This is a genomic window from Streptomyces sp. NPDC020801, assembly GCF_044334385.1.
In the GTDB taxonomy this organism is placed as follows: Bacteria; Actinomycetota; Actinomycetes; order Streptomycetales; family Streptomycetaceae; genus Streptomyces.
In genome coordinates, this window is record NZ_JBIRST010000004.1 from 263,384 (window position 1) to 279,713 (window position 16,330).

The following is a 16,330-nucleotide window of genomic DNA, read 5'->3' on the forward strand; positions in this document are numbered from 1 at the left end:
TCACTCGCTCGATCCCGAATATCCGTAGACGAACATATCGCGACCCCGACGGAGAGTCAACATTCACGATGTATCGCGATCTCGCGAAGATATGGGGCCCGCCGGCCGCCCCCGCCACCCGCGCACCGCTCGCGTGGTCGCGGACCGCCTGCCGTGGCTCGTAGGCTTCGACGGATGAGACGCAAGACCCGCACCCCGTCCTCCCCCCTGCCGCAGCGGCAAGGGGTGGATCCGGTGCGGGTGCGGCTGCCCGCCGAGGGGCCGTGGGCCACCGTGGGCGAGCACCTGGTGGAGCGGCTGTCGGGGGCGGGACCCGGCGTGGTCGAGGCGATGCTGGCGGCGGGACGGATCGTCGGCGCCGACGGTCTGGCGGTGACGGCCGACGCGCCCTTCAGACCGGGGATGTTCGTGTGGTTCCACCGGGATCTGCCCGACGAGGTCCCGGTGCCGTTCCCGCTGGAGGTCGTCCACCGGGACGAGCATCTCGTCGTCGTGGACAAGCCGCACTTCCTCGCCACCACCCCGCGCGGGACGCACGTCACCGAGACCGCGCTGGCGCGGCTGCGGCGCGAACTGGGCATCCCGGCGCTCACCGCCGCCCACCGCCTGGACCGGCTCACCGCCGGACTGGTGCTGTTCACGGTGCGGCCCGAGGAGCGCGGCGCGTACCAGACGATGTTCCGCGACCGGCGGGTGCGCAAGGAGTACGAGGCCGTCGCGCCGTACGACGAGGAGCTCGCCCTGCCCCGCACCGTGCGCAGCCGGATCGTGAAGGAGCGCGGGGTGCTGACCGCCCGCGAGGTGCCGGGAGAGCCGAACGCGGTCACCCGCGTCGAGAGGGTCGAGCACCGCGCTGACGGGCTCGCCCGGTACCGGCTGGTGCCCGCGACCGGGCAGACCCACCAGCTGCGGGTGCACATGAACGCGCTGGGCGTGCCGATCCTCGGCGATCCGCTCTACCCGGTGGCGACCGGCCCCGGGCCGGCCGGTGACTTCCGGCGTCCGCTGCAACTGCTGGCGCGGAAGCTGGAGTTCACCGATCCGGTCACCGGGATGGAGCACCGCTTCCGCAGCGGGCGGGTGCTCCGGGCCTGGTCGTCATACGCCGAGTGGGCCGGTCAGTAGCCGCGCCACCAGCGCAGGAAACGCCGCCAGGCGCCCAGCGGGCGGGCCGGTCCGGCGACCGGCGCCGAATCGGGCCGCGGTGGGGTGGGACTGTCCTCGGCCGGGAGCTCGTCCGCCGGGCGGGCGGGCCTCGGGGGCGCGTTGCCGATCTCCCAGGCCGGGCGCTGCTGGGGAACCGGCACCGGGGTGTGGCTGGGCTTGGCCGTCTCGTCCTGCTGCGGCCGCGGGGTGAACCGCACCGGCAGCTCCACCAGGTGCTGCGAGGCGATCGACTCCGTCCAGCGCAACTCCTCCTCGTCGCAGTCGAGCTGGACGTCCGGCAGCCGCATCAGCAGCGCGTCGACCCCGACGTCCGCGATGGCCCGGCCGATGTCCTGGCCGGGACACTCGTGCGGGCCGCCGCCGAAGGCGAGGTGGGAGCGGTTGCCCTGCATGTCAGCCGTGGGGTCGGGGCGCACCCGCGGGTCCACGTTGCCCGGAGCGATGCCGAACAGCAGCCCGTCGCCCCGGCGGATCCGCTGCCCGCCGAGCTCTGTCTCCTGCTTGGCGAAGTAGCCGAGCACGGTGCTGAACGGCGGCTCGTCCCACAGCGACTGCTCCACCGCCTCCGGGACCGTCATCTGCCCGCCGTTGAGCTGAGCCCGGAAGCCGGGCTCGGTGAGCACCCGGCGGATCGTGTTGGCCAGCAGGTTCGCGGTGGCCTCGTAGGCGGCGATGAGCACGACCCGCAGGTGCTGGCCGATCTCGTCGTCGGTCAGGCCGGCCGGATGGTTGACGAGGTGGCTGGTGAAGTCGCCCTGGGGGTGCGCGCGGCGGCGGGTGGCCAGCCGCTGCAGACAGCCCATGATGTACTCGTTGCTGGCGATCGCGGTCTCGGTGCCCTTGAGCATGTCGCGGGCGGCGTGCACGATCCGGTCGTTGTACTCCTCGGGCATGCCGAGGACCTGGCACATCACGGCCATCGGCAGGTGCTCGGCGAACTGGTCGACGAGGTCGGCACGGCCGACCTCGCAGAACCGGTTGACCAGGCGCTGGGTGGCCCGGCCGATGTGCCGGCGCAGGCCCCGGTGGTCGATGGTCGCCACCGCGCCGGTGACCGCCCCGCGCAGCCGCTTGTGCTCGTCGCCCTCGGCGTGGGAGCAGATCGGCTGCCAGGCGATGTGCGGCATCAGCGGATGGTCGGGCTTGACCATGCCCTCCTTGAGCGGGGTCCAGATGCGGCTGTCCCGCGTGTACTGCGAGGGCGTGCGCACCATGTGCAGGTTCTCGGCGTGGCCGAGGACCACCCACATCGGCACGTCGTCATGGAGCAGTACCGGCGCCACCGGGCCGTAGCGCTCGCGGAGTTGGTCGTACAGCGCTCCGAGGTCCCGCGCCTCGTGGAGCCGGTGCAGCCCGCCGGGCCCGACGCCGTGCGCGGGACAGCCGGGAGGCGGGTCGAGAGTGAGGTCGTCCGTGCCGGTGGGAAAGTGGGGTTCAGGCGTCACAACGGTCGCTTTCGGGACGGAAAGAGAGGGAAGGAACAGTGCGTGCGGTGGGGGGCGGCGCGGGCGGCGGTCAGGTGAGCGAGCCCGTCATGGCCAGGGAGTGCAGGAAGCGCATCAGGGTCAGCAGCACGTCCCGGCTGGAGGCCCGGCGGCGCACGTCGCACTCGACCATCGGGATCTCCGCGGACAGGTCGAGCGCCGTACGCAGCTCCGCGATCGGGTAACGGGGCGCGTCGGGGAAGGAGTTGATGGCCACCACGAACGGCACCCCGCGCTCCTCCAGACGCCCTATGACGTCGAAGCTCACCTCCAGCCGGCGGGTGTCGACCAGGACCACCGCGCCGAGCGCACCCTCGAACAGCCCGTTCCACAGGAACCAGAAGCGCTGCTGGCCCGGGGTGCCGAAGAGGTAGAGCACCAGCTGCTCGGTGATGCTGATCCGGCCGAAGTCCATCGCCACGGTGGTGGCCGTCTTGGACTCGGAGCCGTAGTTGTCGTCGACCCCGATGCCGGCCTGGGTCATGGTCTCCTCGGTGGTCAGCGGCCTGATCTCGCTGACCGAGCCCACCATGGTCGTCTTGCCGACCCCGAAGCCCCCGACGATAACGATCTTCGCCGCGGCCTGGGCCGTGTGCGGCAGATGGTCCTCGGTCCGTGGACCGGGGATGGTGTCAGAGCCGTTGAAGTCCATGCATCACCGCTTCGAGAAGGGAACGGTCGGGTACCGCCTGGCGGACGATCGGGGCGCGCGCCTGCACCAGTTCGGCCGTCAGCAGTTCGGTGATCAGGACCGTCATCGCACTGAACGGCAGGTTGAGGTAGGCCGACAGCTCGGCCACGGACAGCGGAGCGGTGCACAGCCGCAGCAGCGCCGTCTGCTCCGGGGTGGCGGAGGGGGGCGGGTCGGCGCGCGCCACGACCAGGGTCACCAGGTCCAGGGCGGCGCGGGCACCGTCCTCGGCCGCGCCGGCGACCACGTACAGCCGCTCGGGGTTCTTCTCCTCGCCCTGCTGGGCGGGTTTCGGGGGCGGCGGCGGTTCGTGGGTGGGGTAGCGCCTCTGGCGTCGCGGAGGAGTCATACGGTCTGGCCGTTGCGCCGGGGCGGACTGGTCAGATGGGCGCCGATGCGGACCACCAGGTCTCGCATGCGGGCGCTCATCATGCCGGGTTCGGTCCGGACGTCGGCGAGCACCGCGAGGTAGGCGTTGGCGCCCGCGGACATCAGGTAGAAGTAGCCGCCGTTGATCTCGATGATGACCAGCTTCATCCGGCCGTCGCTGTCGGGGATCTCGACGGCGACGGCACTGGCCAGGCTCTGCAGCCCCGCGCAGGCGGCGGCGACCCGGTCGGCGGCGTCGGGGTCGCCGCCGTAGCGGGCGATGCGCAGGCCGTCGGCCGAGAGCACCACGATCATCTCGATGCCCGGCACGCCGTCGTGGAGCTCCTTGAGCATCCAGTCGAAGTTGGCTCGCTGCTGGATCACTTGAGGTCCCCCTCGCCGTCGGCCTCGGCGCGGGCCGGCTTCTCGATCAGGTGGGTGAAAGCGGTCGGGTTCTGCGTGAACGCGGTCGGGTCGGGGCCGGGGTTGTCCTTCTTGAGTCCGTCCCAGAAGGCCTCGACCCACAGGCCCGGTTCGGTTTCCTTCTGCGCGGGCACGGGGCCGGGCTCGGGCGTGGGCCAGAGGGAGCGGCCCTCCTTCTCGGCCCGCTCGGCGGCGACCTGCTCGGCGATGCGCTGGCTGAGCGGGGTCTTGACCCGGCTGCGGCGCTGCGGCAGTCCGTTCGGCGTCCACTCGGTGACCTCGGGGATGTCGTCGTCCATGGACACCGAGGCGGGCAGGCGCGGGCTGGTGGGGCGGCGGCGCTTGGGGGCACGTTTGGGGCCCTCCACCGCGTCCTCTCCGGGGCGGGGGATGGAGGTGGCGCCGATGCCGTGGGCGAGTCCGGGGGCCGGCTCGGTGGTCATCATGTTGCTGGGCACCACGAGGACGGCGCGGACACCGCCGTAGGCGGAGGCGCGCAGGGAGACCTCCATCTTGTACGCCGTGCACAGACGGCCCACGACCGCGAGGCCGAGGCGGGGGCTCTCGCCGAGTTCCTGCAGGTCGGCCCCGGCCTTGGCCTGCTCCAGCATGTTCTCGATCCGGGCGCGGGACTCCTCGGTGAGGCTGACCCCGCCGTCCTCGATCTCGATGGCCACGCCGGACTGCACCTCGATGGCGGTGACGTGCACCTTGGTCTGCGGCGGCGAGTAGCGGGTTGCGTTGTCGAGGAGTTCGGCCGCGGCGTGGATGACCGGTTCGACGTCCGTGCCCTTGATGTTGACCTTGGCGATGGAGTGCAGCTCGATGCGGCGGTACTCCAGGATCCGGGACATGGCGCCGCGCAGCACGCTGTAGAGGGTGACCGGGTTGGGCCACTGACGGCCGGGGCGGCCACCGCCGATGACGGAGATGGAGTCGGCGAGGCGGCCGATCAGTGCGGTGCCGTGGTCGATGCGCAGCAGGTCGTCGAAGACCTCGGGGCTGCGGCCGTGGTCCTCCTCCATCTCCCGGAGCTCCTTGGCCTGTTGGTGCACGATCGCCTGGACACGGCGGGCGAGGCTGACGAAGGAGCGCTGCGTGGAGTCACGCAGGACCTCCTCGCGGTCCACGATCTTCAGGGTCGTCCACAGCACCTCGCGCTGCGACTCGGGGATCCGGCTCCACTCGGCGTTGCCGTCGACGACGTCGCGCATCACCTCCTGGGGGGTGTTGTTGGCTCTCAGGTACCGGATGGCGGTGGGGATGATCTCCCGGCCGAGCCGGACGATCTCCGTGTCGTGGGCGGCGAGGCGCCGCTCCAGATACGCGCTGTGACGGGCGTGTTCCGCCCGCTGGTGACGGATGGTGCGGCCACGGCGCACCGCTTCGGCGGCCGTGGCGAGCACGAGCAGGGTGGCGACGGCGCCGCAGCAGCCAACAGCGAGGCGGGCCGGTTCCGTCACCAAGGCGACGGCGGCTCCGGTGGCCGCCGCCATCAGTATGGCCGGCAGCAACAGCACGCGCGCGTAGGGAAGTTCACGGCCACTGGGGGGCGATTGAACACTCACCATGTAAGCCCTCTGAGACGAATCGGCTGGGGTTCGGGGCAGCTTGCGGGGGGTAGGTCATGGAACTGTCGGGATACTCGTAATCTTTGGGAACAAGCGCACGAATTCACCGCAACCCGGTGCGCCGCGGGCGAGCTTAGCCCGACCGGATCATCGCCATGTCATATTCAGCAAGCACCTGAAACGGGTACCGCAGCGGGAGTACGCTCAGGTTATTTACACAGTCCGACCTTGTTCGAACACGGGCTGTCACGCCGTACGGGCATACGAAAAGCACTCACCACGACGGGTGAAGCAACACTCAAGGGCAGAGGTGGCCCGTAACCGGACTCGCGCCCCTGCCCTTGGACATGGTGCTCCTGGGGTCGGCCAGGTCAGCCGACCGACGAGTAGGCGACCACTCCCCGCAGCAGCCCGTCGACCGCCTTGCGCGCGTTCCTCGCCACCGTCGACCCCTCACCGGGAGCGGCGGCCGAGATCTGCCCGAGGACGTCGATCACCTGCTTGCACCACCGCACGAAGTCACCGGCCGGCATGTCCGCCTCGCGCAGCACCTCGTCCAGCCCCTTGCCCGAGGCCCACATGTACGCGGCCCAGGCGAAGCCGAGGTCGGGCTCGCGCTGGCCCACGCCCTCGGTCTGGTTGATGCGGAACTCCTCCTCCAGGGCGTCCAGCCGGCCCCAGATCCGCACCATCTCGCCGAGCGCCGCCCTGGCCTTGCCCGAGGGCAGCTTGGGCGCCATGGCGTCATCGCCGACCCGGGCCTCGTAGACCAACGCCGAGACACAGGCGGCCAGTTCGGCCGGCGCGAGGTCTTCCCACACCCGCTCGCGCAGGCACTCGCTGGCGAGCAGGTCGAGTTCGCCGTAGAGCCGGGCGAGCCGCTTGCCGTGCTCGGTCACCTCGTTGCCCCGCAGGTAGTCGAGCTCGGTCAGCAGCGCCACGATGCGGTCGAAGGTGCGCGCGATGGTGTTCGTACGGCCCTCGATGCGGTGCTCCAGCTGCTTGGTGTCGCGCAGCAGCCGGTGGTACCGCTCGGCCCAACGGGCGTGGTTCTCACGGTCGTCGCACCCGTGGCAGGGGTGGGCGCGCAGGGCGGCGCGCAGCCGGGCGATCTCGCGGTCGTCGGCCGCCTGGGAGCGACGCTTGCGATGCCGGTCCGGCGCGATGTGCCCGGCCTTGGTGCGCAGCGCGGAGGCCAGGTCGCGGCGGGACTGCGGCGAGCGGGGGTTGAAGGACTTCGGGATCCGCATCCGCTCCAGCGGCTCGACGGGCACCGGGAAGTCGATGGCGGCCAGCCGCTTGACCTGCCGCTCGGCGGTCAGCACCAGCGGGCGCGGACCGTCGTGGTGCTCGATGCCGCGATGGCCGCCCACGCGGCCCGCGGGCAGGCCCGGGTCCAGGACCAGGGCCAGGCCCGCGTACTTGCCGGTGGGTACGTGGATGACGTCGCCGGGCTTGAGCCGCTCCAGGGCGACGGCTGCCTCGGCGCGCCGCTGGGCCACGCCCTGCCGGGCCAGCTCGGTCTCGCGGTCCTTCAGCTCACGGCGCAGCCGCGCGTACTCGGAGAAGTCGCCGAGGTGGCAGGTCATGGACTCCTTGTAGCCCGCCAGGCCCTCCTCGTTGCGCTGCACCTGCCGGGAGATCCCGACCACCGACTTGTCGGCCTGGAACTGCGCGAAGGAGGTCTCGAGCAGCTCGCGGGAGCGGTGCCGGCCGAACTGCTCGACCAGGTTGACCGCCATGTTGTACGACGGCTTGAAGCTGGAGCGCAGCGGGTAGGTGCGCGTGCCGGCCAGACCCGCCACCTGCTCGGGGTTCATACCGCGCTGCCACAGCACCACGGCATGGCCCTCCACGTCGATGCCGCGGCGGCCGGCCCGGCCGGTGAGCTGGGTGTACTCGCCGGGGGTGATGTCGGCGTGCTGCTCGCCGTTCCACTTGACGAGCTTTTCCAGCACCACCGAGCGGGCGGGCATGTTGATGCCGAGGGCGAGGGTCTCGGTGGCGAAGACCGCCTTGACCAGACCGCGCACGAACAGCTCCTCGACGACCTCCTTGAAGGTCGGCAGCATGCCCGCGTGGTGAGCGGCGATACCGCGCTCCAGGCCCTCCAGCCACTCGTAGTAGCCCAGGACGTGCAGGTCCTCGGCCGGGATGGAGGCGGTGCGCTCCTCGACCAGGGCGCGGACCTGCTCCCGCGCCTCCTCGTCGTTGAGCCTCAGGCCCGCGTACAGGCACTGCTGGACAGCGGCCTCGCAGGCGGCGCGGCTGAAGATGAAGGTGATCGCCGGCAGCAGGCCCTCGGCGTCGAGACGCTCGATGACCTCGGGACGGCTCGGCGTCCAGATCCTGGAGCGCTGTCTGCGCTCGCGCTCGCGGTCCGCCTCGCGCATGGCACGGCCGCGTCTGCGGTCCTGGTACGAGGGGCGGCTGGCCTCCATGCGGGCCATCCGCGTCAGGTCGGGGTTGACGGCCTTCCGGTGGCCCTCGCCCTCCTCGAACAGGTCGTACATCCGCCGCCCGGCCAGCACGTGCTGGAACAGCGGCACGGGCCGGTGCTCGGAGACGATCACCTCGGTGTCGCCGCGGACCGTGTCGAGCCAGTCGCCGAACTCCTCGGCGTTGGACACGGTCGCCGACAGCGACACCAGGGTCACCGACTCGGGCAGGTGGATGATCACTTCCTCCCAGACGGCCCCGCGGAAGCGGTCGGAGAGGTAGTGCACCTCGTCCATGACCACGTAGCCAAGGCCGAGGAGGGTCTGCGAGCCGGCGTACAGCATGTTCCGCAGCACCTCGGTGGTCATCACGACCACCGGGGCGTCGGAGTTGAGGCTGTTGTCGCCGGTGAGCAGGCCGACCTTGCCGCTGCCATAGCGGCGGCACAGGTCGGAGTACTTCTGGTTCGACAGCGCCTTGATGGGTGTCGTGTAGAAGCACTTCTTGCCCTGCTGCAGGGCGAGGTGGACGGCGAACTCGCCCACGATCGTCTTCCCGGAGCCGGTGGGCGCGGCGACCAGCACGCCCTTCCCCGCCTCGAGGGCCTGGCAGGCCTCGATCTGGAAGGGGTCGAGGCCGAAGTCGTACATCTCGCGGAAGCCCGCGAGCGCGGTGGCCTGCTCGACAGCTCGCCTGCGCGCTGCCGCGTACCGCTCGGCCGGTGAGAGATCCTCTGTCATCGTGCTTTCGAGCGTACCGGGCCGCACTGACAACGTGACGATCATTATCCGGATCAGCCCGGATGCGTGAAAGGCCGGCCGCTCGCGGTGCGAGCGGCCGGCCCTGCGCCAGGGGTGCCCGCGGGACTCAGGTCACGTCGTCGAAGCCGTTGACCCGGTCGGTGCCCGCCTGCTCGGGCAGGGCCGCCCGGCTGGCGGTGACCGGCTCGATGTCGCCGATGTCCTCGGGGGTCAGATCGAGGTCGGAGGCCTCGTCGTCGGCGGGACCGCCCTCCTCGCGGCGGCGCTTGCGGCGGTCGTTGAGCAGCGAGAAGGCGACCGCGCCGAAGTACAGCACACAGATCGGCCCGGCGAGCGCCAGCATGGACAGCGGGTCGGTGCTGGGGGTGGCGACGGCCGCGAAGACCGTGATCCCCAGGATCATGCCGCGCCACCAGCCGAGCATGCGCTGACCCGTCAGTATCCCGGTGAGATTGAGCATGATCAGCAGCAGCGGCAGCTCGAAGGAGAGACCGAAGACGATCACCATGCGCGTCACGAGCTGGAGCAGGTCGTCCAGCGGCAGCAGGTTGTCGGCGCCGTCGGGCGTGAAGTCGATGAGCACCTTCGCCGTGGTGGGCAGCACCTTGTAGGCGAAGTAGCCACCACCCAGGAAGAGCGGAACACCGGTGCCGACGAAGGCGTAGGCGTACCTGCGCTCGTGCCTGTGCAGACCGGGCGCGACGAAGGCCCACAACTCGTAGAGCCAGATCGGGGAGGCGAACACGACACCGGCCGTCAGGGACACCTGCAGGGCCAGCGTGAAGGGGGCCAGCAAACCGTTGATCGTGATCCGAGCGCAGTGCTGGGACTGGGACTTGGCAGCCGTCGCCAGCTCTTCGAAGCTCTGCTTGCAGCCGATCGAGTCGAGGATCGGCTTCGTCAGGAAGTTGATGATGTCGTTGTAGAAGAAGGCAGCGACCACCGTGACGACGACGATGGCCAGCATTGCCTTCGCGAGCCGGTTGCGGAGCTCACGAAGATGATCCGCAAGGGGCATCCTCCCCTCGGGATCCTTCTCCTTCTTGCGGGCAGGCTTGAGCAACCCACGTCCTCATCTCGTGCGGCAGGCCGGAGCGGTCCGGCCGTGCGTCAGCGCTGGGTGGTGTCCGTCGGCTCGTTGACCGGGCGGGAGCTCGTCACGTCGCCGGGGGCGGCCTGGATGGTGCGCTGCGCGGGGGGCTGCTCGTTGCCGGGAGCCGGGGCGGAGGTGCTGTTGCCCTCCTCCTTCATCGCCTTGGCCTCGCTCTTGAGGATGCGGGCGGACTTCCCGAGCGAGCGCGCCATGTCCGGAAGCTTCTTCGCGCCGAACAGCAGGACGATGACGACGAGGATGAGAATGATCTCGGGAGCTCCGAGCCTTCCGAACATAAGCTTTACCTTCTCACCGAGGCGGCTGGGTGGGGGTGCTGTCCGACCGGCCGGACACGCGTCCGATCAATCGCCATGACAGCGATCGTAACGCTCAGGGGTGAACACGAGGCAATCCCTGTGCGTACGCCCGTCCGCGGCCCGGGCCTCGTTCTCCGGTCCGCGACCAGCAGCGTACCTTCCGGACGTCACAACATGACAGGGCGAAGCGGCTCAAACGGCACGCCTCGCCGCACTCGCACGACGTCCCGGCCGCGCTCACAGCGAGTCCACGGACCGGGCCGCGCTGACGCTCGCCCGCTCCAGAACCTCGGCGGCCCGGTTGATACGGCGCGCCGACTCCGAGACCTGCCTCCCGAGCCGCTGTGCCTCCACGAAGACCCGGACGGCCGGCACACCGAGGACGGCGAGACCCAGGAAACCCGCGGCTACCGCGAACATCGGCCAGAACATGCCCCTGAGCCTAGAGGGTCGAGTGCAGCCGCAGCGTCCTGACCCCACCGCCGGTGAGCAGTTCGACGATCCGCTCCCCGGCCGGCTTGCGGACCGCGACACCGCACTCGGGGCAGGTGAAGGAGTAGAACGTCGTACGGCTGCTGCCGCCGATGGCCAGGCGCAGCGCGCTCGCGGCGAGCTCGAAGCGGCCGCGGCAGTCCGGGCAGCCGGCCCGGAACACCACCGGGGCCACGCTTCTCATCCCGGCGAACGCCGCCGCCACCGACATCCCCCGCACACCACACGTCGCCGACTCGCTCAAAGTCCCTGCTCCTGCCTGTCGTACAACCCGTCCACCCGGTCCGGCCCGTCGTGCACCGGGCGCGCTCCCCCGGTCCCGTGCGGCGTGCGGCCGGGAGCGGCCTGGGCGGTCCGGCCGGCCTCGACGCCCTCGTACGCCGCCAAGGCCTCGCGCGCCGCCTGCCGGGCGCTGTCGGCCAGCTCGCGCGGCGCGACGATGCGGCCGTCCGGGCCCAGGCGCAGCGCCAGGCGTCTGAGCGACGCCGGATCGGGGGTGCGCAGAGTAATACGCAGACCGCCGTCGGGAAGCTCATCGGCGCTGTCGTGCGGGTAGTACTCGGCGACCCAGCGGCCACCCGGGCCGACCTCGACGACGACCTCGGGGTCCTCGGCGGCCGGCTGGACCAGGGCCTCCGACAGATCCCGCAGTTCCATCTCCGGCGGCGCGGACGGCTCGTCGAGGATCCTGATCTCGGCGACCCGGTCGAGCCGGAAGGTGCGGCGCGCCTCGGAGCGGCGGCACCAGGCCTCCACGTACGTGTGCCCGACGCTGACCAGACGGATGGGGTCGATCTCGCGCTCGGTGACCTCGTCGCGGGCGGGCGAGTAGTACCGGATCCAGAGCCGGCGGCGCTCGGAGATGGCCCGGTCGACGTCGGCGAAGACGCCTCCCTCGGACTCGAAGGTCACCGACAGCCGGGAGCTGGCCCCGGCGGCCTCGCCGGCCGCGGCCTCCACCTTGGCCGTCGCCCGCAGCAGCGCCTGCCGGTCGCCTTCGCGCAGGCCCGGCAGCGTGGCCACGGCGCGGGCGGCCACCAGCAGGGCGGTCGCCTCGTCCGCGGCCAGCCGCAGCGGCTCGGCCGCCTCCGCCCCCAGCGCGGCCGGGTTGTGCCACCAGATGCGCTCGCCGTCGGTGTCGATGTCCAGCAGGTCGCCGCCGCGGAAGCTGGTGCCGCACATGGGCAGCACGTCGAGGTCCGAGACCAGCTCGTCCTCGGTGATGCCGAAGGCACGCGCGACGTCCTCGATCCGGGCACCGGGGCGCTCCCTGAGATACGTCACCAGCGAGAGCATCCGCCGGGTCTGGTCGATGGCGCTCGTGGGCCTGACCGGTTTGCCTGCCACAGTGTTGCTCGCTCCCCCTCAGCCCTTGGCCACGGCACGCAGCCGGTCCACCACGCCGGCCCGCAGCTCGGCGGGCTCCAGGACCACCACATCCGGTCCGAACTCCACCAGCCAGGCGTCCAGCCCGTGCCCGTACGGGATGTCCAACTCGTCCCAGCCGTCGCCGAGTTCCCGCATGGCGGTGGCCTTCGCCCGAAGGGGGTACCCCGCGCCCGAGCGCAGCCGGATCCGCGCGGAGCGGTCGGCGATCTCGCCCGCCCAGCTCGCCACGGTCTCGCGCACGGTGACGACATCGGGCACCGGGGCGGTGAAGCCGGTGCCGCGGCTGCGCACCCGGCCGGTGATCCGGGAGAGCCGGAAGACCCGCTCGGCGCCGCGGTCGCGGTCCCAGCCGGCCAGGTACCAGTGGCCGCGCCAGCACTCCAGCGCCCACGGCTCCACGTGCCGGGGCTCGGGCCGGGCGGCGCTGGCCTTGCGGTAGTCGAAGACGACCGGGCGGCGGTCGCGGCAGGCGAGCATCAGCGGCTCGAAGGCGGCCTCGTGCACCGGGATGCGCGGCTCCAGGGCGCCGTGGGCCTCGTACGGGTCGACGTCCTCGGGCAGCCCGGCCGCGCGCAGCTTCTGCAGGGCCCCGCTGGCGGCGCCGGCCAGGCGGGCCTGCTGCCAGACCTTGGCGGCCAGGCCCAGGGCGGCCGCCTCCTCGGCGTCGAGGGTGATCGGCGGCAGCCGGTTGCTGTCCCGGCGGGCCAGATAGCCGACCTCGCCGTCCAGACTCTCGACCGTCTCGATGACCAGGCCGAGCTCACGCAGGTCGTCCTTGTCCCGCTCGAACATGCGGTTGAAGGAGTCGTCGGACCCCGCCATGCCCTTTCCCGGCCCCGAGGCGGCCGCGGCCCTCCCCGGCCCCGAGGCGGCCGCGGCCCTCCCCGGCCCCGAGGCGGCCTCGACGTATGCCTCGATGGAGTCCCTCAGCTCGCGCTTGCTGAGCGGTCGCCGTGTCCCGAGCAGACACAGCGCCAGGTTCATCAGCCGCTCGGCCTTGGCAATGGCCATCGACGCCCGTCACCTTCCCTATGGTGCTTACGATCGATGACCGTACCGCCCCGAAGTGCGGTGACAAAAGCCGAGGGCCCACGCCCGGACAGGCATGGGCCCCAGGTGGTCGGATCCCGCACGGATCCGGTGTACGACGATCAGACCGCGACCAGGTCGCAGACGAAGATCAGCGTCTCACCGGGCTTGATCCGGTCACCGGCGCCACGGTCGCCGTAGGCGAGGTGCGCGGGGATGGTCAGCTGGCGGCGGCCGCCGACCTTCATGCCCTGCACGCCCCGGTCCCAGCCGGCGATGACCTGGCCGACGCCCAGCTGGAAACGGAGCGGCGTACCGCGGTTCCAGGAGGCGTCGAACTCCTCACCGGTGGAGAAGGCAACGCCGACGTAGTGGACGGAGACGGTGTCGCCCGCCTTGGCCGCCGGCCCGTCGCCCTCCCAGATGTCCTTGATCTCGAGGTCCGCCGGGGGCTCGCCGCCCGGGAAGTCGATCTCGGGCTTCTCGATGCTCACGTCCTACGCTCCTGCTCATCTACGACAAGGCAACGCGCACAGTCTTGCATCCCTGCCCCTGTCCCGCCCGCACGAGCCCACGTGCCGCGGGGCGCCCCGCTACATCGCGGCCAGGATGTCCACCGAGAAGACCAGCACGGAGTCCTTCTTGATGCCGCTGTTTGGCGGGGGGTTGTCGCCGTAGCCCAGGGACGGGGGGATGACGATCAGGACGCGGCTGCCGACCTTCTTGCCGGTCAGGCCCTGGGCCCAGCCCTTGACGACCTGCTGGAGGGAGAAGGACGTCAGCGCGTGCCTCTTGTACGTCGAGTCGAACTCCTTGCCCGTGTCCCACAGCACGCCCTTGTACTGGACGAGCACGCTGTTCTCCGCCTTGACGACGGGACCGTCGCCCTCGATGACGTACTCGGCCACGAGGTTCTTCGGCGCTGCCGCCTTGGGCACGTCGATGGACGGGGCCGCGCCGTCGGTGTTGGTGCCCACCTTGGGCAGGTCGGCGTTGTTCTGGGGGACGTCCTTGCCCTTCGCCGAGCTCTTGGCGTTGAAGGAGTTCTCGATGTCGACCACGAACACCAGCGTGTCGGTGCCCTTGATGCCCGCCTGCGTGTTGCCCTGCGGCCCGTAGCCCCAGGTCGGCGGCACGGCCATCTCGACCCGGCTGCCGACCTTCTTGCCCACCAGGCCGTAGCGCCAGCCGTCGATGATGCTGCCCCGGGACAGCTGGATCACCAGCGGCGTCCTGCGGTCGTAGGAGTTGTCGAAGACCTTCGCCGTGGCCCAGACCTGACCCAGGTAGTTGGCCTGGATGTAGTCGTTCTCCGCCACCGTACGGCCACCGCCGGCGATGACCGTCTTGACGGCGAGGTCCTTCGACGGGGCGCCGCTGCCCTTGGCGACGGTCGGCTTCTCGCCGAACTTGGTGCCCGCGGTGATCGCCGGCAGCGGCCCGGAGACGATCTTGGGTGACGGCGCCGCGGACGGGGCCGCGGCGGACGGCGACGCGCTGTCGCTGGCCTTGCTCGAGTCGGCCTTGTCGTTGCCGCAGGCGGCCAGCGTGACCAGACCCGCGGGAACGGAAAGAAGGAGAGAGCGTCGACGCACGGTGGGGGCCTCGTAATCGGTCGATCTTGTTGATGGCGTGCGCGCAACTCTACGACGTGAGAAGGGCGCCGTACGCGAAACGTACGGCGCCCGTGTTGCGTTCCGGCAATTCGTGCGGAACGCGTACCGCGTCCCACGCGACTCACATTCCGGCGATCAGCTTCTCCACCCGGTCGTCCACCGAACGGAACGGGTCCTTGCACAACACCGTGCGCTGGGCCTGGTCGTTGAGCTTCAGGTGCACCCAGTCGACGGTGAAGTCCCTGCGCTGTTCCTGCGCCCGCCGGATGAAGTCACCGCGCAAACGTGCCCGAGTGGTCTGCGGCGGAACCGACTTGCCCTCGAAGATCTTCAAGTCGTTGCAGATCCGGGTGGCTTGGCCCTTCTTCTCCAGCAGGTAGTACAGGCCACGACGACGGTGGATGTCGTGGTAGGCGAGGTCTATCTGGGCGACCCGCGGATGCGACATCGTCATGTTGTGCTTGGCCCGGTAGCGCTCGATGAGCTTGTACTTCATCACCCAGTCGATCTCGGTGCCGATGCGGTCGAGGTCCTCGGTCTCGATCGCGTCCAGCGTGCGGCCCCACAGCTCCAGCACCTGCTCCACCGTGCCGGTGCGGATCCCGCGCCGCTCGCAGAAGTCCACGGCCTTCTCGTAGTACTCCCGCTGCACCTCCAGCGCCGAGGCCTCCCGGCCGCTGGCCAGGCGCACCTTGCGACGGCCCGTGATGTCGTGACTGACCTCGCGGATCGCCCGGATCGGGTTCTCCAGGGTCAGATCGCGCATCACCGTGCCCGCCTCGATCATGCGCAGCACCAGGTCGGTCGCCCCGACCTTGAGCAGCATCGTCGTCTCGGACATGTTCGAGTCGCCCACGATGACGTGCAGCCGGCGGTAGCGCTCGGCGTCCGCGTGCGGCTCGTCACGCGTGTTGATGATCGGCCGGGAGCGGGTCGTCGCCGAGGAGACGCCCTCCCAGATGTGCTCGGCCCGCTGGCTCACGCAGTACACTGCCCCGCGCGGAGTCTGCAGGACCTTGCCCGCCCCGCACAGCAGCTGGCGGGTGACCAGGAACGGAATGAGGATGTCCGCGAGCCGCGAGAACTCCCCGTGCCGTGCCACCAGATAGTTCTCGTGGCAGCCGTAGGAGTTGCCCGCCGAGTCGGTGTTGTTCTTGAAGAGGTAGACGTCGCCCGCGATTCCCTCCTCGTGCAGGCGTCGTTCTGCGTCTACCAGGAGTCCTTCCAGAATGCGCTCGCCGGCCTTGTCGTGGGTGACCAGTTCGATCACATTGTCACATTCGGGTGTGGCGTATTCCGGATGTGACCCCACGTCGAGATAGAGCCGGGCGCCGTTTCGCAGAAAGACATTGCTGCTTCGGCCCCATGACACGACACGGCGGAAGAGGTACCGCGCCACCTCGTCAGGCGACAGGCGGCGCTGTCCCCTGAACGTGCACGTGACGCCGTACTCGTTCTCCAGCCCGAAAATGCGGCGGTCCATGAGTGA

General features: G+C 70.6%; 16 protein-coding genes. 1 reads left to right on the plus strand and 15 read right to left on the minus strand.

All coding sequences use genetic code 11. From position 1 onward, the window contains the following. Nucleotides 1–174: 174 nt before the first annotated feature. On the plus strand, nt 175–1,125 hold the full coding sequence (locus ACH4UM_RS11015; protein WP_398176357.1) for an RluA family pseudouridine synthase: 951 nt from the start codon (nt 175–177) through the stop codon (nt 1,123–1,125). Here the strand turns inward: ACH4UM_RS11015 and ACH4UM_RS11020 are convergent. The 15 genes from ACH4UM_RS11020 to pafA all read right to left on the minus strand — a co-directional run bounded on the left by ACH4UM_RS11020 (nt 1,119) and on the right by pafA (nt 16,324). Next, nucleotides 1,119–2,612, minus strand: a complete 1,494-nt coding sequence (locus ACH4UM_RS11020; protein ID WP_398176359.1) for a cytochrome P450 — start codon at nt 2,610–2,612, stop codon at nt 1,119–1,121. The two genes, ACH4UM_RS11015 and ACH4UM_RS11020, sit on opposite strands and share 7 nt — an antisense overlap. Before the next feature lie 70 nt (nt 2,613–2,682). Further along, nucleotides 2,683–3,303: a GTP-binding protein gene (locus tag ACH4UM_RS11025; protein ID WP_398176361.1), complete on the minus strand. Its 621-nt coding sequence runs from the start codon at nt 3,301–3,303 to the stop codon at nt 2,683–2,685. Then, nucleotides 3,284–3,691 carry a DUF742 domain-containing protein gene (locus ACH4UM_RS11030; RefSeq protein WP_398176363.1) on the minus strand — a complete coding sequence of 136 codons (408 nt, stop codon included), beginning with the start codon at nt 3,689–3,691 and terminating at the stop codon, nt 3,284–3,286. The genes ACH4UM_RS11025 and ACH4UM_RS11030 overlap by 20 nt, the downstream gene beginning before the upstream one ends. Beyond that, nucleotides 3,688–4,095, minus strand: coding sequence for a roadblock/LC7 domain-containing protein (locus tag ACH4UM_RS11035; RefSeq protein ID WP_398176365.1), 408 nt, complete (start codon nt 4,093–4,095; stop codon nt 3,688–3,690). The genes ACH4UM_RS11030 and ACH4UM_RS11035 overlap by 4 nt, the downstream gene beginning before the upstream one ends. Beyond that, nucleotides 4,092–5,705: a sensor histidine kinase gene (locus tag ACH4UM_RS11040; protein WP_398176367.1), complete on the minus strand. Its 1,614-nt coding sequence runs from the start codon at nt 5,703–5,705 to the stop codon at nt 4,092–4,094. The genes ACH4UM_RS11035 and ACH4UM_RS11040 overlap by 4 nt, the downstream gene beginning before the upstream one ends. Before the next feature lie 371 nt (nt 5,706–6,076). After that, on the minus strand, nt 6,077–8,929 hold the full coding sequence (locus ACH4UM_RS11045; protein WP_398176369.1) for a DEAD/DEAH box helicase: 2,853 nt from the start codon (nt 8,927–8,929) through the stop codon (nt 6,077–6,079). Nucleotides 8,930–9,011: 82 nt separating this feature from the next. Continuing rightward, nucleotides 9,012–9,968: a twin-arginine translocase subunit TatC gene (gene tatC / locus ACH4UM_RS11050; RefSeq protein ID WP_398176371.1), complete on the minus strand. Its 957-nt coding sequence runs from the start codon at nt 9,966–9,968 to the stop codon at nt 9,012–9,014. Between the two features lie 47 nt (nt 9,969–10,015). Further along, nucleotides 10,016–10,294: a Sec-independent protein translocase subunit TatA gene (gene tatA, locus ACH4UM_RS11055; RefSeq protein ID WP_398176373.1), complete on the minus strand. Its 279-nt coding sequence runs from the start codon at nt 10,292–10,294 to the stop codon at nt 10,016–10,018. A gap of 258 nt (nt 10,295–10,552) precedes the next feature. Beyond that, nucleotides 10,553–10,747, minus strand: coding sequence for a hypothetical protein (locus tag ACH4UM_RS11060; protein WP_398176375.1), 195 nt, complete (start codon nt 10,745–10,747; stop codon nt 10,553–10,555). A gap of 10 nt (nt 10,748–10,757) precedes the next feature. Beyond that, nucleotides 10,758–11,051, minus strand: coding sequence for a hypothetical protein (locus ACH4UM_RS11065; RefSeq protein WP_398176377.1), 294 nt, complete (start codon nt 11,049–11,051; stop codon nt 10,758–10,760). Next, nucleotides 11,048–12,154 (minus strand): helix-turn-helix transcriptional regulator, encoded by a 1,107-nt coding sequence (locus ACH4UM_RS11070; RefSeq protein ID WP_398176379.1) that lies wholly within the window; start codon nt 12,152–12,154, stop codon nt 11,048–11,050. The genes ACH4UM_RS11065 and ACH4UM_RS11070 overlap by 4 nt, the downstream gene beginning before the upstream one ends. Before the next feature lie 18 nt (nt 12,155–12,172). After that, nucleotides 12,173–13,207 carry a helix-turn-helix transcriptional regulator gene (locus ACH4UM_RS11075; protein WP_398176381.1) on the minus strand — a complete coding sequence of 345 codons (1,035 nt, stop codon included), beginning with the start codon at nt 13,205–13,207 and terminating at the stop codon, nt 12,173–12,175. A gap of 140 nt (nt 13,208–13,347) precedes the next feature. Then, nucleotides 13,348–13,719, minus strand: a complete 372-nt coding sequence (locus tag ACH4UM_RS11080) for an FKBP-type peptidyl-prolyl cis-trans isomerase (RefSeq protein ID WP_398176383.1) — start codon at nt 13,717–13,719, stop codon at nt 13,348–13,350. A gap of 99 nt (nt 13,720–13,818) precedes the next feature. Continuing rightward, on the minus strand, nt 13,819–14,820 hold the full coding sequence (locus tag ACH4UM_RS11085; RefSeq protein WP_398176385.1) for an FKBP-type peptidyl-prolyl cis-trans isomerase: 1,002 nt from the start codon (nt 14,818–14,820) through the stop codon (nt 13,819–13,821). Between the two features lie 142 nt (nt 14,821–14,962). Beyond that, a complete protein-coding gene (gene pafA / locus ACH4UM_RS11090) occupies nt 14,963–16,324 on the minus strand; it encodes a Pup--protein ligase (RefSeq protein ID WP_225076134.1) in 1,362 nt (453 codons plus the stop codon). Between the last annotated feature and the right edge of the window lie 6 nt (nt 16,325–16,330).